The organism is Yersinia sp. Marseille-Q5920, assembly GCF_946902935.1.
In the GTDB taxonomy this organism is placed as follows: domain Bacteria; phylum Pseudomonadota; class Gammaproteobacteria; order Enterobacterales; family Enterobacteriaceae; genus Yersinia; species Yersinia rochesterensis.
The window spans coordinates 17,092-42,487 of record NZ_CAMPQA010000007.1; the positions used below are offsets into that span (position 1 = coordinate 17,092).

Sequence of the window (25,396 nt, forward strand, 5' to 3'; positions counted from 1 at the left end):
CCCTGCTCTTTATTTCTGTTTCTGATAAGGATATTTCGATGAAACTGCACACCGGCATCAGGCTGGCGCTACTGCTCAGTGTCATTATGAACACGCCATCAATGGCACACTCCGGGCGAACCAACGCCGAGGGCTGTCATAGTAACCGCAAAACGGGTGAGTATCACTGTCATGGTGGTCGAAGTCGGCAGGTTGATTATGTTGGCCAGGATGCAACGCCAACCCCGGTTAAAAAAGAAAAATCACGTTCTGAGAAAAAAGAGAACGGAACAAGAGCAGCGGAAAGTGGGAGACCGGTGAACGAACGAAAGGCCAGCAGTCCTGTATTACCTGCGGTCTCTCCACCACCGGATGTGAGGACACAATGCGCAAACAGTAAGGATCTCAATGCGTATTGGGAACCTGTTACAGAGCGATGCTTGGACAGGTCTACAGGAAGAGAAATGGCTCACTGAATATAATCGACAGATATTAGGCATGACTTCAATACCCCAGATAGCCACAGTATCGTGATCCCCGAGTGTCATTGTACTGACCATCGGATACTTTTACCCTTCTTGAGTTATTACCATGACACACTTACCTGAACGCCACCTGAAAACCGGCGGCGACCCGCGCCATTTTGCTGAATTTAGTGCCTTACGTGACGAAATCGGCAAATTACATCATCCAGCTCGCCCGGATGTTGATTGGGCGCGGGTTGAGCAGCTTTGTTTGGCGCTGTTTCGTCAAAATGGGGTTGAGTTACAGACCACGGTAGATTTTACCTTGGCGCGGACTCACATCGCAGGACTGGCTGGATTGTGTGAGGGGCTGGAACTGTTGGCGGGATTAATCTCTCATCAATGGAGCGCCTTGTGGCCACCGCAAACCCATGCCCGGGTGGCGTTACTGGCCTGGTTGAGTGACCGGTTGCAGCAAGTTTGGCGCACCATGACATTATGCTACGGTGACCTGGCTCAGGTGTACCGGGCAGAGCGTGCGTTGGAACAGTTGTGCACGCAGTTGCAAACGCTAGAGCTCAAACATCTGAGTAAATTGGATGGGGTGCGCCTGATGTTGCATAACGCAGCACTACGTCTGGAGAGTGCTGAGACCGCCGCTGATACGCCAGACCGATTAAGTATTCCGGTACGGCATGCCGGTGTCTCTGGACCACAACGACAGCCACAACCGACATTCTCGTCGGCAGCGGTCAGCGAACCACTGGTTTATCTTGTCAACGAACCGGCCCCGGCGCGTGTTGAGGTGGAGTTGTCGCCGCCTTCGCCGCCCTCACCACGTTGGAAAGCGGGGCAGGGGTTTGTCGCCGGGCTATCGCTGATGGCTGTTTTGATGGCGGGGAGTTTCTTTATCTGGCAGTCGCTGTCATCTAATCCATTGCGCGAGGCATTGCTGACCAGTGTCGCGCCATTACCTGCGCCACTGGTAGCCAAATCCATCGATGAACTGAGAAAACAGACCTCAGACGCCGGGTTGGGGCGTTTGGCTGAGCCCGTATTGCAAGCCAGTGGCATACAGTTGGAACAACTAACACAGTTACCACCGTTATGGGCACAAATGTGGGGGGATGGGTTGTTAGCTCAGGCGCAACAACTGTGGCCAGCCAACCAACAGGTTAAACGACTGAGTGCCTTGTGGCAGCAACAGCGAGAAGCCGGTGCTGCGCCGTTGGTGGAGTTAAAACACTATGCCTTGGCACAAGAGCGTTTGCGGCAACTGGCAGATCGACTGAATGGATTGGATGAAAAGAAGGGGCGTTATATGACGGTATCGGAGCTTAAATCGGTAGTTTTTGCGATTCAGCAACCACTGACACAGGCATTACCGCTGGAAGAGTTGTTGCGTCAGTATCAGGTGCAGTCCGAGTCAGGGCAAACCCCGTCTTCGGCACTGCGCCAACAGATAGACAGCCGGTTTACTCAACTGTTGAATCGATATGCGTTACTCACGTTGCCCGAAATGACATCACCGTAGGTATGATGCGCGACTGACCATATCACGCAGTCAAAAACAAAGGGTTTATTGCCTGTGGCGGTAAAGGTTGACTAGGGGTATTGCATCAGGAAGCTGCGCGATGAGTGAAGAATACAGAAACCACCGTACCGCCTGGACCGTGGGCGAATTGACGTTTGTGGAAAGCCACTATGGGAGGATCCCTGTCGCTGAGATAGCGGTTCACTTGGGCCGTACAGTGACCGCAATAAGATTGGCAGCCAAGGTGTTAGGCCTTTGTAAGGTGCAGGCGGGTTCTTGGACTGAAGAGGAAAAAGCAGTTCTGCGCACTCATTATGCTGATGGGGCAGGCATTGCTTATGTACAAACGCAACTGCCAGGTCGGGCCAAACACTCGATTACGGAAAAGGCGCGGGATATGGGAATAACCAGTGCGCGTAACTGGCACCCTGATGAAGTTCGTATTTTGACGCAGTTTTACCCCAAGATGGGCACCAAAGTGGTCCAAAAACTGCCGCGCAGAAGTGTTGAGTCGATCAAAATCAAGGCAAGCCAACTGGGCCTGAAATACACAAGACTCAAAGTGCGTGAGACACCCGTTCAGCGCTGGAGTGATGACGAGTGGAGCTTGCTGGAGAAGAACCTACATTTGTTCCCCTCGGAGATGACGGTGTTATTTCCAAATCGTACAAAATTAGCGATTGAAAAGGCGAAAGAAAGATTAAGAAAACGTAACACTATGCCAGGTAGAAGCAAGAATACTCTTAGTTAGAATTTCCTGTATGTACTGTTGGTTTGGCCTAGATATAACTACGTCATCTAACTGACGAATCTGTTACAGAGTCGTACCGATTCAATCTAATGAAGAGCCAGATAGCTTATTGTAATGGGTAAGTATTTATTATCGGGCCTGGAAATGGAGGGCTTATGAAATACTGCGAAATATATTTCTGACGTCCTACCTATCCTACACATTTAATGAATACTTCCCGAATCATTATTGGAGGCTTTTCTCTAGTGCTTATCAGAAACGTCTCTAATACTGGAATAGCAAACCTATAAAATATGTCTTATAGGACAAAAATTTGGTCTGGAAAAATAAAAATACAATAAGGAGTCAGTGTGATTAATTTTTTTAAATTAACGTGTAAATTGGTGGTAATATTTATGTTACCATTTTTTCTTTCGGCCTGCGTAACTAAGCAGCTTTCGGCTGATATCAAGGATCATGAAACAGGCTATACTCATTATAATGATGATGTCATTATCGGAATGTCTTTGGCTCAGCAAGATAGTAATAAAAACTGGGCGTTTGTTGGTACGTATTTCGATTATGTGTTGTCATCGGGAGTCGACGAATTCTCAACACTGTTAGTTACCGGACAGATTGATAAAAAAAGAATTCAGGTCGTCAGGAATGGTAGCTTTAGACTTAATGATAAAAAAGATAGGTTCATAGGTAATATTGAACTGAAGTATATTTATCAGACTGCGGTAGAGAGAGATAAAATAAAGTTTTTGATAAAAAGTACTGACTGGAATTGCTCAAGCAATACTGAAACAACAGGTGTTTGCAACATTAGCCTGGATAATCTGGTTGGCACTATTCACAGAAAAGGTGCTACACCGCCCGATATTTTCCGTTTTGAGCATCCTTTACGGGTGAATTTTTATAGCAAAAATGCCTCTTCTGCTAAGAGGGCCCTTTATCCGGTAGCCGTAGCTGCAGATGTGGTGATGTTGCCGGTCTATCTGCTGGGTGGCGCTGCCGTGGCTGCTTTCTATGGTGTGGTTTTATTGAATTAGTCTTTCTTTTTGAGATCCGGCTATTCCCATGTACCGATCTAGTTTGAGCGGGGCATGGGATGATTACCACGATTTGTTAGTACAGAGGTAAGATTTTACTCTCAGATATTATATCCTCACCAGAACTTATACCACGGCCTATACCTTAGCTTAGTTTTCTTCACGGCTTCATTCGGCATCTGATGAATAAGGGGCTGAGAATGATTTTTTTCATTCTCAAGTATTATTGCACATAACGCCCCGATTGAATCTGTTAGTGAATTTTCAAAATCCCTGCTTACATCGCTGAAACCTGTTTTAGCATGAATAAGCTCATGTATCAGTACACCGGCAAAGATATCGAGAGAAGAAAGACATTTTCTAGCTATTACCACAGACTGAGTTTCAGGATCCCAACAGCCAAGTGTTTCTGCTGATGAATATATATCCGGCCTCAATGTTTCAGATATTTTTATGTCAGCCACATTAGCTAGAATACCGCTATAAATTTCTATTATTTTTTCTTTTTTAGCGTATATATAACGTTCGGCTGTGGTTAATTCTGCTGTATCGATAAAGCTAAAATGATAAATATCGTTGTAACTCTGCACGTAGCGGGTAATATCATTTATTGGTTTACCTTCATCATCCACTTTATCAATGATTCTGATTCGTAGACTGTCCGGTATGGTCACGATCCTTAACCCATTTTTATGTGTAATGGTCAACAAAAACCGGACACGGATTTAGGCACATTGTTGTAATCGGCGTTCATATTCATTCGGCGATATATTGCCCAGCCGGTAATGCCGACGCTTCAGATTATAAAAACTGTCGATATAATCGATAATGTCTGCAATACCCTGACTTCGGATTTCATAGCGACGGTAGTTAACTCTCTCTGCTTTCAGGCTGCGGAAGAACCTCTCCGTAATGGCATTATCCAGACAGTTACCCTTGCGGCTCATACTGCCCGTCACATCAAGTTCCTGCTGGCAGGACTGGAACTGGGCGCTGGTATACTGAGCACCTTGATCGCTATGAAATACGACTGGGTCTGTTGGCCGTCGTTTATTAACCGCCAGTCGTAATGCCCGGATAGTCAGGGCGCTGTCCGGTTTGTCCGAGAAGGCCCAACTCACTATTTTTCTTGAACATAAGTCCATCACGATAGCCAGATATAACCAGCCCTGAGCTGTCCGGAGATAGGTGATATCACCTGACCACCAGGTATTTAATGTCTCTGGATTAAACTGTCGATTCAACAGATTAGCCGCCACTACAGCCGGTTTACCACCACGTGGATAGTGATGACGTTCTGGGCGCTTCGCAACCAGCATCAGGGTCTTCATTATCTGACGGACACGGTATCGGCCAACATTAAAACCCTGCTCACGCAGCTCAATACACATGCGCCGACTGCCATACGTCGCATCCATTTCAGCATGAACATACTTGGCCGCCGCATGAAGCATCAGAACATCTGCTCTGAGAGCTGGCCGCCTGCTCTGGGCGTAAAATACACTGCGCGTGAGCGACAGGCATCGACATACTTGCTGGATATTTGCCCCGGCCTTCTTCAGCTTCACCGCGACTTTTTGTCGTTGTTCATTTCCATGGCGAAGAAGGCTGAAGCCTTTTTTAACAGGTCATTGTCGCTTTGCAACTGACGTACCTGCTTTTCAAGTTCCTGTATTCGTCGTTGTTCAGACGTAATCGCGGTGGCGATGGGAGTATCTCCCCTGACTTCTCCACGATATTGGCGTAACCAGCGTTGCAATGTTGAAAGACCGATATTCATCGTTTCAGCAGCCTGGGTCACCGGATACTTGTGTTGCAGAACCAAATTGACACATTCCTGCTTGAACTCATGGGTAAACGTTTTTCTTCGCATTCTCACCTCGTTAGCATTGCTCATTATATCTCTAACAAAGTGTCCGGTTTGATTAGACCATATATGGACGCCCCGGGTGTTACAAGTACTGGTTCGATACGGTTTGCGACCATATATCCGGCGTCATAGTAGGTAAAGTTACCTGCGCCATGATGTTATCCGAACCCTGTTTCCTTATCACTACACCGGTATGCGATTACCCAGGTCTAATTCAGGCTGTTACAGGGACGGTAGCCGTTTTCTCATCAGTGCCTGCAAACTCAGTGAAACGTGTTTTCTTTAACGCTGTATTGCGTTAACTCGCAGCAAAAGCCTTGCTCATATTAAAATCAACACCATCGGTCAGTATGCGCCAGATGATTCGGGTCAGTTTATTCGCCAGAGCTACGGTCGTTTTTAGGAATCCTCGCCGGGCCTCAAGCCTTTTCAGCCACAGGCCCAGGTGGTCATCGCGTTTTTTCACGCAGCGCATTACTGACCGCGCGCCATGGATGATTAATGTTCTCAGGCTGCGATTACCGCTTTTTGTCACAGAAGACAATCTTTGCTTTCCTCCCGAACTGTGCTGCCGGGGGACCAGACCGCACCAGGCGGATAACTCTCTGCCGTTGGAGAACTGTACGGCATCCACTTCACTGATAAATGCGGCTGCGATAAGCGGACCGACACCTGGGATCGTTAATAAATGGCGATATGCGGTCTGTTGTGAAGACAATGCAGCAATTTCTTTATCCAGGCAGATAATCCGTTCATTCAATGATTGAATATCTTCCCGCAATGAATAAAGTAAACGGCGAAGCGTGAATGTCAGACCATTGGATGCATCCTCAATAAGTTCAGGTAGCTGCTGCTGGAGACGCTGGATCCCGGCAGGAATAATGAGACCATATTCAGCGAGCAAAGAACGAAGTTGGTTAGCCAGCGCGGTTCTCTGCTCAACCATAAGTTGACGGGTATTGCGCAGCGCTTTGATATCCTGCTGTTCCGTGGTCTTGACCGGAACAAAGTGAATACCTGGGCGGCATGCTGTTTCACAGATTGCCAGGGCATCGTTTGCATCGTTCTTCTGGTTTCGGGCAAACGCTTTCACGTGCTGGGTAGGGATAAGCCTCACGCTATATCCCATAGAGCTGAGGGTCCTCCCCCAGAAATGAGAGGTTGAACAGGCTTCCATCGCAATTAACGTACCTGGTTCAAACTGACGGAGAGTATCCAGTAATTTTTGACGCGATATTTTCCTGTTCCAGGCAACGGAGCCATCAACCATCCAGACACATACTTGAAAAACAGATTTTGCAATATCGATACCAACAACTCTAATCTTGCTCATGTGATGTTACTCCCAGATTAATGCAGTCCGTAAAAGTATGGCACTGGCTACGTTAGTAAGGGGCGTCCATCACATCATTACACCTTTGGGTGGGCTGGTTTTTCAAAACAAACCCCATTTGGTGAGATAGATATGAATGGTTCCACTAGTTCTGAAATATATAAACATGATTTTGAAGGGAAATAGTAATGATACTGTATATTTTTTCTTTGATGGCGTTGAGTTTAATAGGCTTTGTAGTATGTTTTATTATTTTTTGCCATTATAGGAAATTTTCGTTTAGGGATGTAACTGCCCCTTTAAAATTCTTTGATTTCTGTTTTTTTGAAAAAAGAATTTCATCTAATTACGCTATGACATTTTTCATGTTTATTTATATATTTGGAACTTTCCTTAGTTTTATCAAAGATGAAGGGGTTGGTTTGATTTTTTCTAATACTATAGGATTAGCTTCAATAGTTTTATTTTTCTTTCATTGTAGGCTCTTATCAAGCCGACGATTCGAAAATGAAAATGGAATTGAGTTTCTAAAAGAATTCTTCTTAGAAAGAAAAATTAGTATTAATAATTTACTTTTATGGCTAGCGAGGCTTCTCTATATTGTTTGGATTTATCTTATTTTTGCATGATATTGCCTTACGAAGTAATCCCGACCACCGAGTCCGGAGATTTAACTGGATCCACGATTACAGGAAGTTATAGCAGTCGCGGTAGGACAGAGGTTATGCAGGCGACCGATGTAGTGGGTAAATCCCAGGAAATCAACCGTTCCCGGTTTTCCCCTGTAAGGTCGTTCTTCATACTGCTTAAGGGCAAGTCGCCCAAAACGTACCAACCGGGTTTGATCCGGATGGACTTTCAGTCCAAAATTTTCTAGTCGTTGATTCAATGCTGACAAGCATTCTAGTACGTCCTTAGGGTACTCGGGTTGTGCCAGCCCGGCGCTGAGTGTGTCTGTTAATGCCCGCCAATACCGGTTGATATCCCTGAGGCCCGGCTGACCGGTGGAGAGCCAGGGGTTTAGGTGCAGCCAGGTCCGGTGCTGTTTTTTCATCAGGACAAACGGGGGCTTTCTGAATAACAGCATGCACCGTGATAACGGCTTGAGCAATGCAGGCGTAAAAAACAGGGTGCCCAGCACAACCAGTCTGTCCGGGCTGAGGGGCCCCTTTGTCATGGTGGTAGTGATAACGACGCAGATAAAAAACCAGCCGACCACAATGAGGGCCAGGCAGGCGGTGTCTGATTTCATGTGTGTGCTTTCCCGGTGACAAGAAAAACCACATTTATGCACATCCCTTTATTCCTGACCTGCAGAAACTCTTCCTGCAGTTTCTAAAAATAAAGATCAAGGGATTAATGCAGATAATGAATAAAGAGTTCCCGCTTGCCAAGACAGTGGCAAAGCATAGCGTAATGCCCCTTTACTGAGGATTGGCAGGGGGGGCAATGTTAAAGTGGATTGCAGGCAAGTTACATAACCAGGCAAAGGGGGCTTCGGCTCAGGGCGCGGAGGTGCTGGATCACCGCAGCACTGGCGGCTGGTTTTCACCGCAAAGCGCTGAAATGCTTCTTGGCACATCGGCCCGACAGCAGGCGCTGCAACAGCTGTGGGACAACAGTCCTTTCTCGAGGCCTGTTTGGGAAGCGTTCTGGCTGGAGCCTGTTAAGCAACTGGCGGTCAGACTCCAGCAATTACCGGCATCATCCACGGGTCCCTATGCCCGTGAGGGGGGCATGCTGGATGAGGCGCTGGAGGTGGCCGTTTGCGCCGTCAGATTATCCCGGGGATGGATGCTGCCACCGGGAGCTGCCCCGGAAGAACAGGCTGAGCAGGGTGCTGCGTGGTGTACGGCGATTTTTTGGTCAGCACTGCTGCATGACCTGGGCAGTCTTGAACAAATGGCGGTGTTTCATGAAGACGGTCGCCGGTGGTATGCGGGGCTCGAGGTACCGGATGCGCCCTGGCGGGTCAGATTTTGTGAGCAGACCACGAATTCAACAGTGAGGGCTGCCGCATCGGCTTATCGCCTACTACCTTATGAGGGCTTACGGTGGGCAGCCCGCTGGCCGGCACTGACGGACGCGTTACTGGGTTACCTTCGGGTGATAAACCTGCGGGTGCCATTCTTCATGCTGCTGTGAGCGAGGCCCGCGAAAAATGCGGGCTGCTTTCACTGCGCACATCTCTACAACCTTCACTCAAATTGGTAGCAGAAAATACGGAACCTTTACGCGGGAGCGCGCCTCAAGACTTTGCCGAACATCCCTCAATTGAATCTGCTGTCAGTCCCATTGTTTCTGCTGTAACTGATGATAATAAGACTCAGTTGCTGGGCGGTGAGGCTGTCATTTCGGTCATGCCAGAGCTGGTTTCTGCCATCAGCCAGTCCGGGATGAGTGATGAGGATGCTGAACCGAGGGAGGTGTCGCAACATGGTGGCGGTACGCCGGGGGAGTTGCTGACGTTGCTGGATAAAATGACCGGTGGGGAACTCGTGGATGAGGCCTGTCCTGCTGATGGTCTTCCGGTGGCGGTACCGGTGCAGCCTGCTCCTGCCGGGCCGCTCACACTGGGGGAACATTTCTGGCGTTGGCTGATTGATGCTATTGAGGAGGGCGCTTTAAGTGTGAATGGGCAGGACAGCCTGCTGCATGCTATGGCGCAGTACGTCTTTATTCAGACACCGGATTGTTTTTACCGGTACCTGGCCGCGCAGGAAAATATGGCGGGAGATAAAGATGAGACCCAAAAAAGCTTTGAAGCACTGAATAAGCATTATTCGAGGAGTGGTAAGGGGATATATATCTACAGGAAATATGAGAGTGAGAGCAGGGAAGGGCGATTTACCCGAATGTCAGGCTATATGATTTTGGCCTCACAACTCTTTAAACCAGGTGTCGTGCTCGCAGACAGCCGGTGGTTGTCACCCAATAAATAGCATTAGGGCTTATTTAATTAAGTAATAGGGAGAATGAAATGGATTCAACTAATTATGACGATATTCTGCAGGATTATTTTTTCAGCAAAACATTGAGGCCCGCTACAGAGTGGAGTTACAGGAAGGTTGTTAATTCATTCAGACGTTACACAGGCGATAAGGTTTCACCTGGTCAGGTCAACAGGCTGACCGTATTAAACTGGCGGCGGCATGTCTTAAGTGAACAGGGACTGTCATCGATAACATGGAATAACAAAGTGGCTCATATGCGTGCAATTTATAATCATGCGCTGCTGCAAGAATTTATTTCCCTAAAAGACAATCCCTTTAATGGCGTGATTGCCAGACCCGATATTAAACGGAAAAAAACGCTCACTCAGACAGAGATAAAAAAAATCTATTTGCTGCTGGAAGCGAGGGAAAGAGAGGAAAGCTTAGGTGTGATTGGAAAGTTTCGCTCAGCTCTGCGACCAGCCTGGTTCTGGCTCAGTGTGGTAGATACGCTTCGCTACACGGGAATGAGACAGAATCAGCTGCTCAATATTCGTCTTGAGGATGTGCATCTAGAGGGGGGATGGATAAATTTACGGCCGGAAGCCTCAAAAAATCACCGGGAACACCGGGTACCTATAACCCGATTACTGCGGCCAAGACTGGAACGGCTAGTTTTGTCTGCCACAGAGCGTGGTGCTACGCACGGTGATATGTTGTTTAACGCAAGCCGGTTTGATGGGCGAAAAAATATCTTAACAGATGTGATGGCTTATCAACCCCTGCGCGGTTTTTTCCGCCGGCTCTCAACGGAGTGTCAGTGCACCATCACTCCACACCGTTTCCGACATACCATTGCTACTGACATGATGAAATCCCCGGACCGTAACCTGAAAGTGGTTCAAACACTGTTGGGACATTCAAGTGTGGCTGTGACGCTGGAGTATGTTGAAGGCAATATGGACAGTTTACGTATAGCGTTAGAGGAGGTTTTTGGCGGACAAGATTAATCTTAAGTCAAATCTAAGTGATTGAAAGCAAAAAAATGCTGCTTTCCTTTACATAAGATTGACACTACCGGTCAGAAACTGTAAGAATTCTTATCGGAAGGACGAGAAAAGCCAGAGAGTGGTCTAAACACTCTCCGGCTTCTTAGTCCCGAGTGTTCAACAATCGATGCGATAAGTATATTTATCACACGACGCTGTTTCGGGTACTTATGTCATGCACGTTAAGGATCTCAACTCTTAACGAACAGGCTCTGAAATTGGTGCCCGGACTCGGAATCGAACCAAGGACACGGGGATTTTCAATCCCCTGCTCTACCGACTGAGCTATCCGGGCAACGGGGCGCATTAAACCGTATTGGGCGCTGATCGTCAACGAATTTATAGCTTAAAATCCCTAAAAGCGTGTTGATCGCTCTCTTTTCAGGCAAAAGTGCAAAGTTCTGCGCAAATTGGCCTGAAATCCTACCCTGGCATAGCTTAGCTTAATGCACCATTTTTTCGGCACTGGGCGACGGCCAATACATCTTCTGCCAGACATTTAGCGACGTCAACATCGGCCAGTTGGCGTTTTACCAGCAACTTGCTCAAGCAACCTTCCAAAATCAACTCCATTTGCTGGGCGACCATCTCGGCATCATCAGCCTCCATCTCTCTCAGCAATTCCAGAGTATAGTGCAGCGAGGCTTCTTTTTGTTGCTCTGCCAATTGGTGGATAGGGTGGATATCATCGGGATAAAAGCTACAGGCTGCAATAAACAAGCAGCCGGGATAGCGCTGATTTTGTACTTGTTCACTGAGCGCCTGATAGCGCGCCAGTAGCTTTTGTTTCGGCGATAATGTCTCATCCAACTGCAATTGACGCCGCCAGGTATCTATCTGCTGACCGTGGTAGCGCAGGCAGTCATATAGTAGTGCCTCGCGGTCGGGCCAAAAACGGGTTAGGTCACTGATTTCAACCGAGACCTCTTTTGCCAGCATCTCCAGAGTCGTATTTGCCAATCCTTGTAGCTCTAACAGATTGAGCGCACTGCTTAATACTTGTTCACGTTGCACGTTGCTCTCCTCCAACTTCGTCTCTGGCAAGTGTGGTTTACCTTGGCCTATTGCGCAAATAGTGCCAGCGGCAGAGAGTTCAAAACGGATTGACACTCTCCACCTGCCGACTCTGTACCTTATCACTACTGTGGCGAGATCTGGTGAACTCTTTAGTGGCTCATCGATAGCATCCTAAGTATTAGGTGATTTTACGCGGCCAGAGTCTGTGAAGCAGTCTGCATTGTATTGTGCATCTGCCTATAAGCATTCGCGAATAACTTATTATTCTTGTTCTTTTGCCCGATGGTTTATTGGAACGTAGTTTTTATAATGATTACCGTGAATTGTAGCGATACCGAATCGTACAGAAACAGGCACAAGATTAAGCCACAAAATGCGTGCTGTGTGCGCTGGCAACCTGAATTGCATAACGCCCTGCATCGAGCCTTCGTTTCAGGCCGGGCGTTCTATCATAAGGATCGAAAATGAGTCTCCCAAATTATCCTAATCAGTTCCGCCGCAACCTACAGCAAGGGCAAACCCTGATTGGCTGCTGGAGTGCGCTGGCAAATCATATCTCAGCGGAAGTTCTGGGTCTGGCGGGGTTTGATTGGTTGGTATTGGACGGTGAACACGCCCCGAATGATGTCACGACATTTATTCCGCAGCTTATGGCTCTGACAGGTAGCGGCAGCGCCCCCGTGGTACGCGCACCTTGCAATGAGCCAATTATTATCAAGCGCTTATTGGATATCGGTTTCTACAACTTCCTGATTCCTTTTGTTGAGAGTGAGGAGGAGGCGGTACGTGCGGTGGCTTCAACCCGCTATCCGCCCGCAGGGATACGCGGGGTTTCCGTCTCCCATCGTGGCAACCATTACGGCACTGTGCCGGACTACTTCGCTACCATCAATGACAACATTACCGTGCTGGTGCAAATCGAAAGTCAGCTAGGGGTCGACAATCTAGATGCTATCGCCGCAGTCGAGGGGGTGGATGGCATATTTGTCGGGCCGGGGGATCTCTCCGCTGCGCTGGGTTATTTGGGGCAGCCAAACCATCCCGAAGTACAAAAAGTGATTCGTCATATTTTTGACCGTGCCAAAGCGCAGGGTAAGCCGAGCGGTATTCTGGCCCCTGTTGATGCTGATGCCCGCCGCTATCTGGAGTGGGGCGCCACTTTTGTGGCGGTCGGCAGTGATTTGGGGGTATTCCGCAGTGCAACTCAGGCGCTGTGCGACAAATTTAAGAAATAGTAGTGAGTCTGTATCAAGCATTCAGCGCTGCCGTATTGACGGCCTTGCGACTTAAATTGAGGAGTGACAAATGAAAATCGGCTTTATTGGTTTAGGGATTATGGGAAAGCCAATGAGTAAAAATCTGTTGAAAGCAGGCTACTCATTAATGGTTCTTGATCGGAATTCTGCGGCACTGGATGAGCTGCTCAGTGCCGGTGCGACTGCGGCGGCCACCCCAAAAGCGCTAGCAGCAGAGTGCGACATTATTATCACCATGTTGCCTAACTCCCCCCATGTGAAAGAGGTGGTGTTAGGTGAGAATGGCGTGATTGAAGGGGCAAAACCGGGGGCTGTGCTGATTGATATGAGTTCGATTGCCCCTTTGGTTAGCCGTGAAATCAGCGAAGCACTGGAGGTAAAACAGGTCGCCATGTTAGATGCGCCGGTCAGTGGTGGCGAGCCAAAAGCTATTGATGGCACCTTGTCCGTAATGGTCGGCGGCGATAAAGCGGTGTTCGATAAGTGCTTCGACATCATGAAAGCTATGGGTGGCTCTGTGGTGCATACCGGAGATATCGGTGCTGGTAATGTGACCAAACTGGCTAATCAGGTGGTGGTGGCGCTGAATATTGCGGCGATGTCTGAAGCGCTGGTCTTGGCGACCAAAGCGGGCGTGAATCCTGATCTGGTGTTTCAGGCCATTCGTGGTGGGCTGGCGGGCAGTACCGTACTGGAAGCCAAAGCGCCAATGGTGATGGATCGTAACTTCAAACCGGGCTTCCGCATTGATTTACATATCAAAGACTTGGCTAATGCTCTCGACACGTCTCACGGCGTAGGGGCGCAATTGCCACTGACTGCGGCCGTCATGGAGATGATGCAGGCACTGAAAGCGGATGGGTTGGGTGATGCCGACCACAGCGCGTTGGCCTGTTATTACGAGAAATTGGCCAAGGTTGAAGTGACACGTTAGTTGTTGAAGTGACACGTTAATCAGTGATGTCGGCACTCTCAGGTGCCGACCATTGAGTAGCAAAGCTATACTGATAAGCATCCCGATATCCTGAACGGCTGATTGATAAAGTCTGAGCCTGCGTGATGTCGGATAGCTCATGAGATTGAATCATTTATGAAAATAGTCATCGCCCCGGACTCTTATAAAGAAAGTTTATCCGCGCTAGAGGTTGCGGTGCAGATTGAAGCGGGTTTTCGCACCCAGTTTCCTGACGCGCACTATATCAAGTTGCCGGTTGCTGATGGTGGCGAAGGCACAGTAGAAGCCATGGTCGCGGCGACTGCTGGCAGAATTATCAAGGTCGATGTGACCGGCCCGTTAGGGGATAACGTCGATGCTTTTTACGGTATCTCCGGTGATGAAAAGTGCGCATTTATTGAAATGGCCGCCGCCAGCGGGCTGGAGCTTGTCCCCATCGCACAGCGTAATCCACTGAAAACCACCTCCTATGGCACGGGTGAACTGATTTTGCACGCGCTGAATCAGGGGGTGAAACATATCATTATCGGTATCGGTGGCAGCGCAACCAATGATGGTGGCGCAGGTATGGCGCAGGCGCTGGGGGTTAAGCTGCTGAATAAGCAGGGCCAGCCGCTGGGGTTGGGGGGCGATAAACTGGCTGATCTGGATGTGATTGATATCACCGCCCTCGACCCCCGTATTCAGCAGTGCCAAATTGATGTCGCCTGTGATGTCACTAATCCGCTAACCGGCAGCGAAGGGGCCTCGGCAGTTTTCGGGCCGCAAAAAGGCGCGACACCAGACATGATCGCCCAACTGGATGAGGGGTTATTGCACTATGCTGGCGTGATAAAACGTTATCTGGATATTGACGTTGATCAGGTTGAAGGGGCGGGTGCGGCAGGGGGATTAGGTGCGGCACTGCTCGCATTTTGTGGGGCGACCTTAAGTCCTGGCATCAATATTGTGACGGATGCGCTCGGTCTGGACGCACTGGTGCGGGACGCCACTTTTGTGATTACTGGCGAAGGGCGCATCGACAGCCAAACCATTCACGGCAAGGTTCCTATTGGGGTCGCCAGAGTGGCTAAACGTTATAACAAACCGGTGATTGGGATTGCCGGTAGCCTGACAGACGATGTGGATGTGGTGTATGAGCAGGGTCTGGATGCGGTATTCAGTGTGATTTACAGTATTTGCACTTTAGAGCAGGCGCTGGATAATGCCGCCGATAATGTGTTCCGAACCGCACGGAATATCGCCGCGACACTGGCGATAGGTATGGCGGCGGGCAAAGCCTAATTTGCAGGTGATCAGGGCTGACGATGGATTGGCCCCGATCTCCTGTCTGACCGCCCCTATTTCCCACAACACCCCGCTTGTATTCGCCATTTTTGTGACCCTCGCCGCAACTCTTTCTCTTCATGATGTAAGTTGGGCATTTGTCCAATGTAATCCCTCGTCAGACCTCATATGCTGGTGCATCAGCCCAGATTGAGGCCCTTCCATGAGTGTATATAATCTTGACCCCCGACTAGCCCAAGAGATCGTCACCCGTACCATGAAGATCATTGATACCAATATCAATGTAATGGATGGCAAAGGGCGGATCATTGGCAGCGGCGATGAAGAGCGCCTCGGCGAGCTGCATGAAGGGGCGCTATTGTCGCTCTCTCATGGCCGGATCGTCGATATTGATGACGCGGTGGCTCGCCAGTTGCACGGCGTGAGGCCGGGGATCAACCTGCCGTTGCGCCTTGAGGGGGAGATCGTCGGGGTGATTGGTTTGACTGGCAATCCGGGCCAACTGCGCCAATATGGCGAACTGGTCTGCATGGCCGCAGAGATGATGATGGAGCAGGCGCGGCTAGTGCATCTGCTGGCGCAAGACAGCCGTTTACGTGAAGAGCTGGTACTCAACCTAATTCGTACTGAAGAGATATCACCCGCGCTGATTGAATGGGCGCAGCGGCTTGGGGTAGATATCAATGAGCCGCGGGTGGTGGCGGTGGTGGATGTGGACAGCGGCCAGTTGAGTGTCGACAGCGCCATGTCGGAGTTGCAGGAGCTGCAAACCCTGCTGACGACGCCGGAGCGCAACAACCTGATCGCGATTGTCTCCCTGACTGAAATGGTGGTGCTGAAACCGGCGCTGAACAGTCATGGCCGCTGGGATGCTATTGACCATCGGCGGCGGATGGAGTTGTTACTCTCCCGCATGACGGAGCGAGGCCGCCTGCGGGTGCGGCTCTCATTGGGGAACTTTTTTACTGGCCCCGGCAGCATCGCCCGCTCATACCGAACAGCCCGCACCACGATGGCGGTGGGCAAACAGCGGTTGCCGGAGCAACGTAGCTATTACTATCAGGATTTGGTGCTGCCGGTTCTGCTGGACAGTCTGCGCGGCGGCTGGCAAGCCAATGAGCTGGCGTTGCCGTTAGCCAAATTGCGGGCAATGGACAGCAATGGCCTGCTGCGCCGGACGTTAGCCTGTTGGTTTCGCCACAATGTACAGCCGACGGCGACGGCAAAAGCGCTTTTCATTCACCGTAACACCTTGGAATATCGACTGAATCGTATTTCGGAGCTGACAGGGCTGGATTTGGCGAACTTTGATGACCGTCTGTTGCTGTATGTGGCCTTGCAGTTGGGGGAACAGGAGTAGCGGGGTGAGCAAAAGTCGTGGGGTGAACAAACAAGGCCGAGTCAGTGACTCGGCCAAGAGCAGTGCAGAAAGTCGCGGTGCAGAGAGTGTTAGGTCACCGGCGCGGGGTTAAACACCGCCAAGGCATTGCGCAGCCCCCACTGATCTGACCACGTGCGCTTGCGATCACTGGCAATATCCAGAATCAATTCAAATAATTTCTGGCCGACCTCTTCAATGGTTGCATCACCAGTGGCAATGGTTCCGGCGTCGATATCCATCAAATCATGCCAGCGGTTAGCCAGATCAGTGCGCGTCGCCATTTTGATCACCGGCACTGCCGCTAGCCCATAGGGGGTGCCGCGCCCGGTGGTAAATACCTGCACGGTAATGCCAGAGGCCAATTGTTGGGTGCCGCAGACAAAATCACTGGCGGGTGTGGCGGCAAAGATCAGCCCCCGCTGAGTTGGGCGCTGACCGGGAGAGAGCACTTCCGCAATGGCGCTGCGGCCCGATTTGGCAATTGAACCCAGTGCTTTCTCAACCACATTTGCCAGCCCGCCCTTTTTATTCCCCGGAGAAGGGTTAGCGCTGCGGTCAGTTTTACCGGTTTCGAGATAGTCATCGTACCATTTCATCTCTTCGAGCAGCCGTCTGCCTACCTCTTCGTTGACGGCGCGCGGTGTTAACAAATGGATGGCATCGCGGACTTCGGTCACTTCCGAGAACATGACTGTCGCCCCGCAGCGCACCAGCAAGTCAGAGGCGTAGCCCACCGCAGGGTTAGCGGTCACACCAGAGAAAGCATCACTGCCGCCACATTGCATGCCCACCACCAGATCAGCGGCCGGGCAGGTCTCGCGCTGGCGCAGGTTCAGGCGTTGCAGGTGCTTTTCAGCCACTTGCAGGATCTCATCGACCATTGAGCGGAAGCCCACGTGTTTCTCATCCTGTAGGCGCACAATATTGCTCTCATCCAGTGAGATAACCTGCACATCCGGCGTCCCTTCCAGTAGGCGTTCAGGTTGCAGCTTTTCACAGCCGAGGCCCACCACCATGACTTCCCCGCCAAAATTGGGATTGAGTGCCAGGTTGTGAATGGTGCGAATGGGCACAACCGCTGCGGGGGCATTGATGGCAACCCCGCAGCCATAAAGGTGATTGAGCGCGACCACGCCGTCGACATTTGGGTATTTCGCCAGCAGCGTGCGCTCAATGATATTGACTACATAATCGACGACGCCCGCCACACAATGGACGCTGGTGGTAATGGCGAGCAGGTTTTTGGTGCCGACACTGCCGTCCGCGTTGCGGTAGCCCTCAAAGGTGTAACCCTCCAGTGGCGGCAATGGGGCGGGGACGGCGGTGGCAAGGGGCAAAGTTTCCAGCGCGGGGGCGGCAGGTAACTCGACCAGTGATTCATCTATCCAGCCACCACGGGCAATATCGCGGACTGCCAAGCCAATCACCTCGGCATAGCGGATAATCGGCCCGCCTTGAGGGATATCGACCAAGGCGACTTTATGGCCTTGTGGGACATGCTCAATCAGTTCGAGGCCACATTTAAACCGGGTGCCAGCACAAAGCCCATTGTTATTCACCACAATGGCAACGTTATCCGCGTCCTGTACTTTAATATAAAGCGGGTTATCTACAGGACGATTACAAGTGCTCATAATATTATCCTTATAATATTTATATCGATAATATAACTGTTATTCTTCTCAATACAGCCATTATTTATCTTGAATACTATTCATCTTAAATTCTATTTTTATGCCATTAGGAAGTTTTTAATTCCAGTCGCTTAATATCACCGACAATAAATAAGTAGCAGAACATCGCCATTAGGGCAGAACAACCCACAAAGATTAATGCGGCATTAAAGGAGTGTAACTCTCTCACCAAGTAGCCGATAACCAAAGGGGTGACGATAGAAGCGACATTACCAAAGACGTTAAACATTCCCCCGCACAGGCCAACAATCTCTTTAGGTGCGGTATCGGCAATGACCGGCCAACCCAAGGCACCGAAACCTTTGCCAAAGAAGGCTAATGCCATTAATGCCACGACCACAACGTCACTGTCGACGTAGTTACACAGAATAATACTGGATGCCAATAGCATCCCTAACACGATAGGGAGTTTACGGGCGAAGGTCAGTGAATGGCCGCGCTTAATGAGTGAGTCTGAGAATACGCCGCCTAATACACCCCCGGCAAATCCACATAAGGCGGGAACTGAGGCCACCATACCCACTTTTAAAATAGACATTCCTTTATCTTGCACCAGATAAATAGGGAACCAGGTGAGGAAGAACCAGGTAATGGTATTAATAAAGTATTGCCCGAAGAAGACGCCCAACATCATTCGACTGGATAACAATTGCTTCATGTAATCTAATTTAGGACCACTTTTATGACCATCAGGTTTCTTGTGATCCATATCAACAACGGCACCGCCTTGTTTGATGTATTCAAGCTCTGAAGCGGACATATCAGGGTGATCCGTTGGGTTATGAATAAATTTAACCCAAGCGATGGTTAATACAAAACCCAACCCGCCCATGACGGTAAATACATGCTGCCAGCCCCAAGCAAAGGTTAAATACCCTAACAGTGGAGAGAATATAGCCAGTGAGAAGTATTGTGCAGAGTTAAATATGGCTGATGCGGTGCCCCTCTCTTTCGTCGGGAACCAAGCCGCGACAATTCTGGCGTTAGCCGGGAAAGAGGGTGCCTCAGAAAAACCTAACATAAAGCGCATGATAAACATGGAGATAGCAGCGTAAGCTATCGGGAACATGTCAACAAAGCCTTGCATAAAGGTGAAGAGTGACCAGAAGAATAAACTGTAGGTGTAGACACGTTTGGAGCCGTAGCGGTCTAGCAACCAGCCGCCTGGTATTTGCATCAGCAGATAAGCCCAACCGAATGCAGAGAAGATATAGCCCATTGCCACGGCATCTAATTGCAGCTCTTTTGCTACTTCGGTGCCCGCAATAGATAATGTTGCCCGGTCAGCATAGTTAATTGCCGTCACAATAAAGATAATCAATAATATTATATATCGGACGTGGGTCCGTTTTTCAGGTACAGCGGCTTCCAGACTCATTTTTATACCCTCTATAAATCATTTTTTAGGTTGCCGCATTTATGTTCGTTATGAATCAGATGCAATAACCTATTTTTTATTTGGTGTCATATAAGTGCAAAATTTAATTATCAAAATGTCTTCATTAGCGCTGTGGACATTATATGGAGATGGGCAATAAATCGCATTGTGCATCGGCCCAAAAAAATGTGGGTAAATCATTTAATTGTTGTGTGGCTGTACAGCACAATGGGCTTAACATCACAATTCATCTTGATTTTAATAAAATCCGGTTGATATCTGGAATTAAAGTGATCTAGATCACTCTTTAATCAGTGAAACTACGAGATTAATTAAAGGGTCAGTTCATCCTGAACCAATTAATCCCCTTTATAAAAAAGAATAAACGGGGTAATCGCCTATTTTGAATCTCTTCCTCCTGGATTTAATTCTTTTTCATTAGGGCGTTTGCCAATTTAATTAACCAAAAATATCAGCATTAACCCAATTCTTTTGCATCAAAAATTAATTGTAATAATATCGCATTATAGCCACTATGTTTGTAAGGTTAATGAATTGATAGAGTTGTGAAACGTTGTTGCAAATAATAACTATTTATCCGGCAATAGTATGACTTCTGGGAAAATAAGATGAATCCATTTATTGTTGCTGACGCCGAGAGCTGTATTGGGTGTCGGAGTTGTGAAGTTGCTTGTGTGGTGGCACATCATGAGGGCAAATTCCCTGATAAACCGGAATACTTCACGCCCCGGCTTAAGGTGTTTAAGGGCCGGCAAGATTTCAATGACCCGCAGAGTGTTAATGGCACATTGAGTGCGACGGCAGTTTTTTGCCATCACTGCGAAGACGCCCCCTGTGCCAGCACTTGTCCCAATGGGGCCATTGTTGAGATGAATAATAGTATTCAGGTTATTCAGGAAAAATGTATCGGCTGTAAAACCTGCATGATTGCCTGCCCATTTGGCATGATGACGGTGGTGACTGAGACCGTCCAGCCCGCCAGCCATCGTCTGGCCGATGCTTATCAGCGCACTGAGGCACAGAAATGCGACCTTTGTATTGACCAGCCTGATGGCCCCGCCTGCATCAAAACCTGCCCAACTCAGGCGCTGACACTGGTCGATCAGCACTATCTGCTGAACCAGCAGCGGCTAAAACGTCAGCGCACGGCACTGAATGAGCACAATGGCCGCCTGTTTAGCAGCGCCACTTCTGCCGGTGTGACGCACTCTTTCAGCCCGCTAAGCAAAAATATCCGCGATGCTGCCCCCGTCAATTTGTTGCAGCGCCCACGCACCCCAAGGTGGGAGCCGAAAAAGATTCCACTGGCGGAACGGAAAAGCAGCTTTGCTGAAATCTATCTGCCGTTCACCGACGGTCAGATCAATGAGCAAGCGGAGCGCTGCTTGAATTGTGGCGATAAAACTATCTGCCAGTGGACTTGCCCGCTACATAACGAGATTCCAAAATGGATTGCTTTGGCCCATCAGGGACGCATCCATGAAGCGGCAGAATTATCCCATCAAACCAGCAGCTTGCCAGAGATCTGTGGCCGCGTATGTCCACAAGATCGCCTGTGTGAGCAGGCTTGCACACTCAATGACCATGACGGTGCCGTCACCATTGGTCAGATTGAGCGGCATATCACGGAAACCGCATTAGCCACGGGCTGGCGGCCCGATATGTCGCAGGTCAAACCGACAGGCAAGCGGGTGGCGATTATCGGCGCAGGGCCTGCGGGCCTAGGTTGTGCAGATATTTTGGTGCGCAATGGCATCACGCCCGTGGTGTTTGACCGCTATCCCGAAATCGGCGGTTTACTGACCTTTGGTATCCCCGCATTCAAATTAGAAAAAGGGGTGATGAGCCGCCGGCGTGAGATCTTCAGCGAGATGGGGGTCGAGTTTTGCCTGAATACCGAGATTGGTCGCGATATCACGATGGAGAGTTTGCTCAGTGATTATGACGCGCTCTTTCTGGGGGTCGGCACCTACCGCTCGATGCGCTCTGGGCTGGAAAATGAAGATGCCTCAGGGGTTTACGATGCCCTGCCATTCCTGATTGGTAATACCCAACATCTGATGGGCTATACCGCCAGCAGCGCTCACCCCTATGTCAGCATGGAAAACCAGCGGGTGGTGGTATTAGGTGGCGGTGATACGGCGATGGATTGTGTGCGCACCTCATTGCGTCATGGAGCCGCGAATGTCATTTGCGCCTATCGTCGCGATGAAAAGAACATGCCAGGTTCCAAGCGCGAGGTCAAAAATGCGCGCGAAGAGGGAGCTGATTTTATGTTTAATCTCCAACCGCAACGGATTGAGGTCGATGAACAGGGGCAGGTGACGGGTATCAAAATGGTGCGTACCGAAATGGGTCAGGCGGATGCCAAAGGGCGGCGGCAGGCGCAGGCTATCGCCGGTTCCGAACATATTATTCCTGCCGATGCGGTGATCATGGCATTTGGTTTCAGCCCACACCGCATGTCGTGGCTGGCCGAGCACAATGTGGTGCTGGATAAACAGGGGCGGGTGGTTGCGCCGACCATCTCAGGCTATCCGTATCAAACCAGTAATCCCAAGATCTTTGCTGGGGGGGACATCGTGCGCGGTGCGGACCTGATTGTGACTGCCATTGCCGAGGGGCGCAAAGCGGCCGAAAGCATTGCTTATTATCTTCATGTTTTGTAAGTGATTAATGTTTTTTAGCTGGTGGCCAGGAGAGAAGATGAACCGATTTGTTATTGCCGATATGACCCAGTGCATTGGCTGCCGCACCTGTGAAATCGCCTGTGTGGTGGCCCACAGCGCGGATAATAGGGCCAGCACCCTTACGCCGGAACAGTTCCACCCGCGTCTGAGCGTGATGAAAAGTTTTGCGGTCAGCACCCCGATTCTCTGCCATCAATGCGAGGATGCCCCCTGTGAGAACTCTTGCCCAAATGGGGCGATTGTTACTGGCGAGCATGGGGTGCAGGTGTTGGCTTCGCACTGTATCGGCTGCAAAACCTGCATGTTGGTCTGCCCATTTGGGGCGATGAATATCATTGAGCAGGCGAATAATCACAGCCCCGAGCGGGCGCGGGCGCACAAGTGTGATTTGTGTCATACGCGGGAGGCAGGCCCGGCCTGTATTGAGGTTTGCCCTACCAAAGCACTGAAACTGGTGACGCCGATGGCCTTGGAAACACTACAGCGGGAGCGGCAATGGCGAGCGGCTCGTGGCGCGACATCGGGTATCACCCGCTAAATTTTATGGTCATAAGCTCCTGTGGTCATAAGTTTCTGTGGCCATAAGTAAGGATAAGAAAATGGACAAGATCCTCACGGTCTGCCCCTATTGTGGCTCCGGATGTAAATTGAATTTATTGGTTGAAGGCGGCGAAATTGTTGGCGCACAGCCCGCCAATGGCGTTACTAATCAAGGCGAGTTGTGCTTGAAGGGCTACTATGGCTGGGATTTTCTCAATGATACCCGCCTGCTAACCCCACGGCTGACAGCCCCCTTATTGCGCCGTCAGCGGGGCGAGGCGTTTCAGCGCGTGAGCTGGCAAGAAGCCATTGCTTTCATCACGGCTAAACTGAAAACTATCAAAAAAGAGAGTGGGCCAGATGCCATCATGATGACTGGCTCCTCCCGAGGGCCGGGGAATGAGGCCAATTATGTGATGCAAAAGTTTGCCCGCGCCGCCATCGGCACCAACAATATCGACTGCTGCGCCCGCTTATGTCACGGCCCCTCGGTGGCGGGATTGCAGCAAACGCTGGGTAATGGCGCGATGAGCAACTCCATCGGCGAAATCGAAAATACTGACTGCGTATTGGTCTTTGGCTATAACGCCGCCGACTCTCACCCGATCGTCGCACGGCGGATCTTAAAGGCCAAAAGCAAGGGGGCGAAACTGATCGTCTGTGATCCACGGCACATTGAAACCGCCCGCATTGCCGATCAATGGCTACCGCTGAACAATGGCGCGAATATGGCTTTGGTAAATGCCTTCATTTACGTGCTGATTGAAGAGAAACTCTACGACGATAATTATGTTCGTGCCCATACTCGCGGCTTTGAGGAGCTGAAAGCGGGCGTGGCGGATTACCGCCCAGAGGCGGTCGAGCAGATCACCGGATTACCTGCATCAGCGGTTCGTCTGGCGATGCGCACCTATGCCGCCGCCCCGGCTGCCACCATTTTATGGGGCATGGGGGTGACACAATGGGGGCAGGCGGTGGATGTGGTGAAAGGGCTATCTTCGCTGGCGCTATTAACTGGCAATCTCGGGCGGCCCAATGTGGGTGTCGGGCCGGTGCGCGGCCAGAATAATGTGCAGGGGGCCTGTGATATGGGCGTCTTGCCCAATACCTTCCCCGGTTATGAGAAAGTCACTGACGATGCGGCCAGAGGGCGTTTTGCGGCGGCTTGGGGGGTGCCTGAGTTGCCCGCCCATGTGGGCTACTCGATTACCGATGTCCCCCATAAAGTGGCGGATGGCAAGCTGAAAGCCTATTACGTCTTTGGCGAAGATCCAATTCAGACTGAGCCGGATTTGGCCGCCATGCGCGCCGCTTTTGCGGCATTAGAACTGGTGGTGGTGCAGGATATTTTTATGACCAAAACCGCCGAGTTGGCAGATGTGGTGCTGCCCGCGACATCGTGGGGCGAGCATGAAGGGGTCTATACCAGCGCGGATCGTGGTTTCCAGCACTTTAACAAAGCCATTGAACCGAAAGGGGATGTGAAGCCGGATTGGGAGATAATCAGTCTCATCTCCACGGCGATGGGCTATCCGATGGCTTACCAGAATACCCAGCAAATCTGGGATGAGATGCGCAACCTGTGCCCGCCATTTTATGGCGCGACCTACGAAAAAATGGCCGGTTTGGGCTATGTACAATGGCCCTGTCCGAGTGAGGATCACCCCGGCACGCCTTATCTCTATACTGATAGCCAGTTTGCGACCGAGGATGGCAAAGGTGTGCTGAGCTGTGCGCCATGGCAGCCGCCCCATGAGCAGACTGACCGCGATTATCCGCTGGCACTCTGTACCGTGCGCGAAGTGGGGCACTATAGCTGCCGCTCCATGACCGGTAACTGCGCCACCCTGAAAATTTTGGCTGATGAGCCGGGTTATGTTCAGATTCACCCTGATGATGCCAGTCAGTTAGGTGTTATTGATCAAGCACTTATCTGGATTTCTTCCCGACGCGGCAAGGTGATTGCGCGCGCCAGTGTGACGGAGAGGGCTAATCGCGGCGCAGTGTACATGACCTATCAGTGGTGGATTGGTGCCTGTAATGAGCTGACGGTGGATCATGTTGATCCGGTGTCAAAAACACCGGAATTCAAACACTGTGCGGTCAAGGTGGAGGCTATCGGCGATCAAAGTGCGGCCGAGCAGTATGTCGAGCAGCAATATCACCTGCTGAAAAAACGGCTACTCGATGCGGCGATGGTCCAGTAACGGCAGAGCTGTCACTACTGGGC

At 50.2% G+C, this 25,396-nt stretch carries 22 protein-coding genes and 1 tRNA gene; 14 read left to right on the forward strand and 9 right to left on the reverse strand.

The window, feature by feature from the left end; genetic code table 11:
* The first annotated feature begins 38 nt into the window (after positions 1 to 38).
* From OVO64_RS11680 to OVO64_RS11695, 4 genes are all read left to right on the forward strand, one after another.
* On the forward strand, positions 39 to 455 hold the full coding sequence (locus tag OVO64_RS11680; RefSeq protein WP_235896321.1) for a DUF1283 domain-containing protein: 417 nt from the start codon (positions 39 to 41) through the stop codon (positions 453 to 455).
* A gap of 115 nt (positions 456 to 570) precedes the next feature.
* Complete coding sequence (locus OVO64_RS11685; protein WP_145509876.1) at positions 571 to 1,977, forward strand: VasL domain-containing protein; 1,407 nt, start codon at positions 571 to 573, stop codon at positions 1,975 to 1,977.
* 100 nt (positions 1,978 to 2,077) lie between these two features.
* The gene (locus OVO64_RS11690; protein WP_099462372.1) at positions 2,078 to 2,728 is read left to right on the forward strand and encodes a hypothetical protein; all 651 of its coding nucleotides are present in this window, start codon (positions 2,078 to 2,080) and stop codon (positions 2,726 to 2,728) included.
* Positions 2,729 to 3,078: 350 nt separating this feature from the next.
* Positions 3,079 to 3,762, forward strand: a complete 684-nt coding sequence (locus OVO64_RS11695) for a hypothetical protein (protein WP_416371390.1) — start codon at positions 3,079 to 3,081, stop codon at positions 3,760 to 3,762.
* Positions 3,763 to 3,878: 116 nt separating this feature from the next.
* On the opposite strand, the gene OVO64_RS11700 is transcribed toward OVO64_RS11695, so the two are convergent.
* The 5 genes from OVO64_RS11700 to OVO64_RS11720 all read right to left on the reverse strand — a co-directional run bounded on the left by OVO64_RS11700 (position 3,879) and on the right by OVO64_RS11720 (position 8,217).
* Entirely contained in the window at positions 3,879 to 4,394 is a 516-nt protein-coding gene (locus OVO64_RS11700; RefSeq protein WP_145509875.1) for a hypothetical protein, read from the reverse strand.
* 93 nt (positions 4,395 to 4,487) lie between these two features.
* A complete protein-coding gene (locus OVO64_RS11705) occupies positions 4,488 to 5,330 on the reverse strand; it encodes an IS3 family transposase (RefSeq protein ID WP_235896320.1) in 843 nt (280 codons plus the stop codon).
* Positions 5,327 to 5,659, reverse strand: a complete 333-nt coding sequence (locus OVO64_RS11710) for a transposase (RefSeq protein ID WP_112197747.1) — start codon at positions 5,657 to 5,659, stop codon at positions 5,327 to 5,329. Before OVO64_RS11710 ends, OVO64_RS11705 begins: the two co-directional genes overlap by 4 nt.
* 271 nt (positions 5,660 to 5,930) lie before the next feature.
* Positions 5,931 to 6,965, reverse strand: coding sequence for an IS110 family transposase (locus OVO64_RS11715; protein WP_050073401.1), 1,035 nt, complete (start codon positions 6,963 to 6,965; stop codon positions 5,931 to 5,933).
* Positions 6,966 to 7,635: 670 nt separating this feature from the next.
* Positions 7,636 to 8,217 (reverse strand): hypothetical protein, encoded by a 582-nt coding sequence (locus tag OVO64_RS11720; protein WP_267248791.1) that lies wholly within the window; start codon positions 8,215 to 8,217, stop codon positions 7,636 to 7,638.
* A gap of 197 nt (positions 8,218 to 8,414) precedes the next feature.
* On the opposite strand from OVO64_RS11720, the gene OVO64_RS11725 reads away from it, so the two are divergent.
* From OVO64_RS11725 to OVO64_RS11735, 3 genes are read left to right on the forward strand one after another with little or no spacing between them, the layout of a single operon-like run.
* Positions 8,415 to 9,110, forward strand: coding sequence for a TraI domain-containing protein (locus tag OVO64_RS11725; RefSeq protein ID WP_267248792.1), 696 nt, complete (start codon positions 8,415 to 8,417; stop codon positions 9,108 to 9,110).
* Positions 9,020 to 9,907, forward strand: a complete 888-nt coding sequence (locus tag OVO64_RS11730) for a conjugal transfer nickase/helicase domain-containing protein (RefSeq protein ID WP_267248793.1) — start codon at positions 9,020 to 9,022, stop codon at positions 9,905 to 9,907. Before OVO64_RS11725 ends, OVO64_RS11730 begins: the two co-directional genes overlap by 91 nt.
* Positions 9,908 to 9,945: 38 nt before the next feature.
* Complete coding sequence (locus OVO64_RS11735) at positions 9,946 to 10,908, forward strand: tyrosine-type recombinase/integrase (protein WP_099462406.1); 963 nt, start codon at positions 9,946 to 9,948, stop codon at positions 10,906 to 10,908.
* Between the two features lie 258 nt (positions 10,909 to 11,166).
* Here the strand turns inward: OVO64_RS11735 and OVO64_RS11740 are convergent.
* Both OVO64_RS11740 and OVO64_RS11745 read right to left on the reverse strand, forming a co-directional pair.
* Positions 11,167 to 11,242, reverse strand: a tRNA-Phe gene (locus OVO64_RS11740).
* A gap of 143 nt (positions 11,243 to 11,385) precedes the next feature.
* Positions 11,386 to 11,961: a transcriptional regulator gene (locus tag OVO64_RS11745; RefSeq protein ID WP_038637015.1), complete on the reverse strand. Its 576-nt coding sequence runs from the start codon at positions 11,959 to 11,961 to the stop codon at positions 11,386 to 11,388.
* A gap of 467 nt (positions 11,962 to 12,428) precedes the next feature.
* On the opposite strand from OVO64_RS11745, the gene garL reads away from it, so the two are divergent.
* The 4 genes from garL (at position 12,429) to OVO64_RS11765 (ending at position 16,822) form a co-directional block, all read left to right on the forward strand.
* On the forward strand, positions 12,429 to 13,199 hold the full coding sequence (garL, locus tag OVO64_RS11750) for a 2-dehydro-3-deoxyglucarate aldolase (RefSeq protein WP_038637013.1): 771 nt from the start codon (positions 12,429 to 12,431) through the stop codon (positions 13,197 to 13,199).
* A 70-nt stretch (positions 13,200 to 13,269) separates the two neighbouring features.
* Positions 13,270 to 14,154: a 2-hydroxy-3-oxopropionate reductase gene (gene garR, locus OVO64_RS11755; protein WP_038637012.1), complete on the forward strand. Its 885-nt coding sequence runs from the start codon at positions 13,270 to 13,272 to the stop codon at positions 14,152 to 14,154.
* A 156-nt stretch (positions 14,155 to 14,310) separates the two neighbouring features.
* Positions 14,311 to 15,459 carry a glycerate kinase gene (locus OVO64_RS11760; RefSeq protein ID WP_038637006.1) on the forward strand — a complete coding sequence of 383 codons (1,149 nt, stop codon included), beginning with the start codon at positions 14,311 to 14,313 and terminating at the stop codon, positions 15,457 to 15,459.
* Positions 15,460 to 15,664: 205 nt separating this feature from the next.
* Positions 15,665 to 16,822 (forward strand): CdaR family transcriptional regulator, encoded by a 1,158-nt coding sequence (locus tag OVO64_RS11765; protein WP_038637004.1) that lies wholly within the window; start codon positions 15,665 to 15,667, stop codon positions 16,820 to 16,822.
* An 89-nt stretch (positions 16,823 to 16,911) separates the two neighbouring features.
* On the opposite strand, the gene garD is transcribed toward OVO64_RS11765, so the two are convergent.
* A complete protein-coding gene (gene garD / locus OVO64_RS11770; RefSeq protein ID WP_050291538.1) occupies positions 16,912 to 18,477 on the reverse strand; it encodes a galactarate dehydratase in 1,566 nt (521 codons plus the stop codon).
* A 106-nt stretch (positions 18,478 to 18,583) separates the two neighbouring features.
* Entirely contained in the window at positions 18,584 to 19,915 is a 1,332-nt protein-coding gene (locus OVO64_RS11775; RefSeq protein WP_050291539.1) for an MFS transporter, read from the reverse strand.
* A gap of 629 nt (positions 19,916 to 20,544) precedes the next feature.
* On the opposite strand from OVO64_RS11775, the gene aegA reads away from it, so the two are divergent.
* From aegA to fdhF, 3 genes are all read left to right on the forward strand, one after another.
* Positions 20,545 to 22,605: a formate-dependent uric acid utilization protein AegA gene (aegA, locus tag OVO64_RS11780; RefSeq protein ID WP_038636999.1), complete on the forward strand. Its 2,061-nt coding sequence runs from the start codon at positions 20,545 to 20,547 to the stop codon at positions 22,603 to 22,605.
* Between the two features lie 37 nt (positions 22,606 to 22,642).
* Positions 22,643 to 23,164: a 4Fe-4S dicluster domain-containing protein gene (locus tag OVO64_RS11785; protein ID WP_267248794.1), complete on the forward strand. Its 522-nt coding sequence runs from the start codon at positions 22,643 to 22,645 to the stop codon at positions 23,162 to 23,164.
* A gap of 61 nt (positions 23,165 to 23,225) precedes the next feature.
* Complete coding sequence (fdhF, locus tag OVO64_RS11790) at positions 23,226 to 25,373, forward strand: formate dehydrogenase subunit alpha (protein WP_038636995.1); 2,148 nt, start codon at positions 23,226 to 23,228, stop codon at positions 25,371 to 25,373.
* The last annotated feature ends 23 nt before the right edge of the window (positions 25,374 to 25,396 follow it).

What these genes read in the sequence shown, in the direction of transcription:
- OVO64_RS11680 (WP_235896321.1), top strand. Translation starts at nt 39, where the DNA reads ATGAAACTGCACACCGGCATCAGGCTGGCGCTACTGCTCAGTGTCATT.
- OVO64_RS11685 (WP_145509876.1), top strand. Translation starts at nt 571, where the DNA reads ATGACACACTTACCTGAACGCCACCTGAAAACCGGCGGCGACCCGCGC.
- OVO64_RS11690 (WP_099462372.1), top strand. Translation starts at nt 2,078, where the DNA reads ATGAGTGAAGAATACAGAAACCACCGTACCGCCTGGACCGTGGGCGAA.
- OVO64_RS11710 (WP_112197747.1), bottom strand. Translation starts at nt 5,659, where the DNA reads ATGAGCAATGCTAACGAGGTGAGAATGCGAAGAAAAACGTTTACCCAT.
- OVO64_RS11715 (WP_050073401.1), bottom strand. Translation starts at nt 6,965, where the DNA reads ATGAGCAAGATTAGAGTTGTTGGTATCGATATTGCAAAATCTGTTTTT.
- OVO64_RS11720 (WP_267248791.1), bottom strand. Translation starts at nt 8,217, where the DNA reads ATGAAATCAGACACCGCCTGCCTGGCCCTCATTGTGGTCGGCTGGTTT.
- OVO64_RS11725 (WP_267248792.1), top strand. Translation starts at nt 8,415, where the DNA reads ATGTTAAAGTGGATTGCAGGCAAGTTACATAACCAGGCAAAGGGGGCT.
- OVO64_RS11735 (WP_099462406.1), top strand. Translation starts at nt 9,946, where the DNA reads ATGGATTCAACTAATTATGACGATATTCTGCAGGATTATTTTTTCAGC.
- garL (WP_038637013.1), top strand. Translation starts at nt 12,429, where the DNA reads ATGAGTCTCCCAAATTATCCTAATCAGTTCCGCCGCAACCTACAGCAA.
- garR (WP_038637012.1), top strand. Translation starts at nt 13,270, where the DNA reads ATGAAAATCGGCTTTATTGGTTTAGGGATTATGGGAAAGCCAATGAGT.
- OVO64_RS11760 (WP_038637006.1), top strand. Translation starts at nt 14,311, where the DNA reads ATGAAAATAGTCATCGCCCCGGACTCTTATAAAGAAAGTTTATCCGCG.
- OVO64_RS11765 (WP_038637004.1), top strand. Translation starts at nt 15,665, where the DNA reads ATGAGTGTATATAATCTTGACCCCCGACTAGCCCAAGAGATCGTCACC.
- garD (WP_050291538.1), bottom strand. Translation starts at nt 18,477, where the DNA reads ATGAGCACTTGTAATCGTCCTGTAGATAACCCGCTTTATATTAAAGTA.
- OVO64_RS11775 (WP_050291539.1), bottom strand. Translation starts at nt 19,915, where the DNA reads ATGAGTCTGGAAGCCGCTGTACCTGAAAAACGGACCCACGTCCGATAT.
- aegA (WP_038636999.1), top strand. Translation starts at nt 20,545, where the DNA reads ATGAATCCATTTATTGTTGCTGACGCCGAGAGCTGTATTGGGTGTCGG.
- OVO64_RS11785 (WP_267248794.1), top strand. Translation starts at nt 22,643, where the DNA reads ATGAACCGATTTGTTATTGCCGATATGACCCAGTGCATTGGCTGCCGC.
- fdhF (WP_038636995.1), top strand. Translation starts at nt 23,226, where the DNA reads ATGGACAAGATCCTCACGGTCTGCCCCTATTGTGGCTCCGGATGTAAA.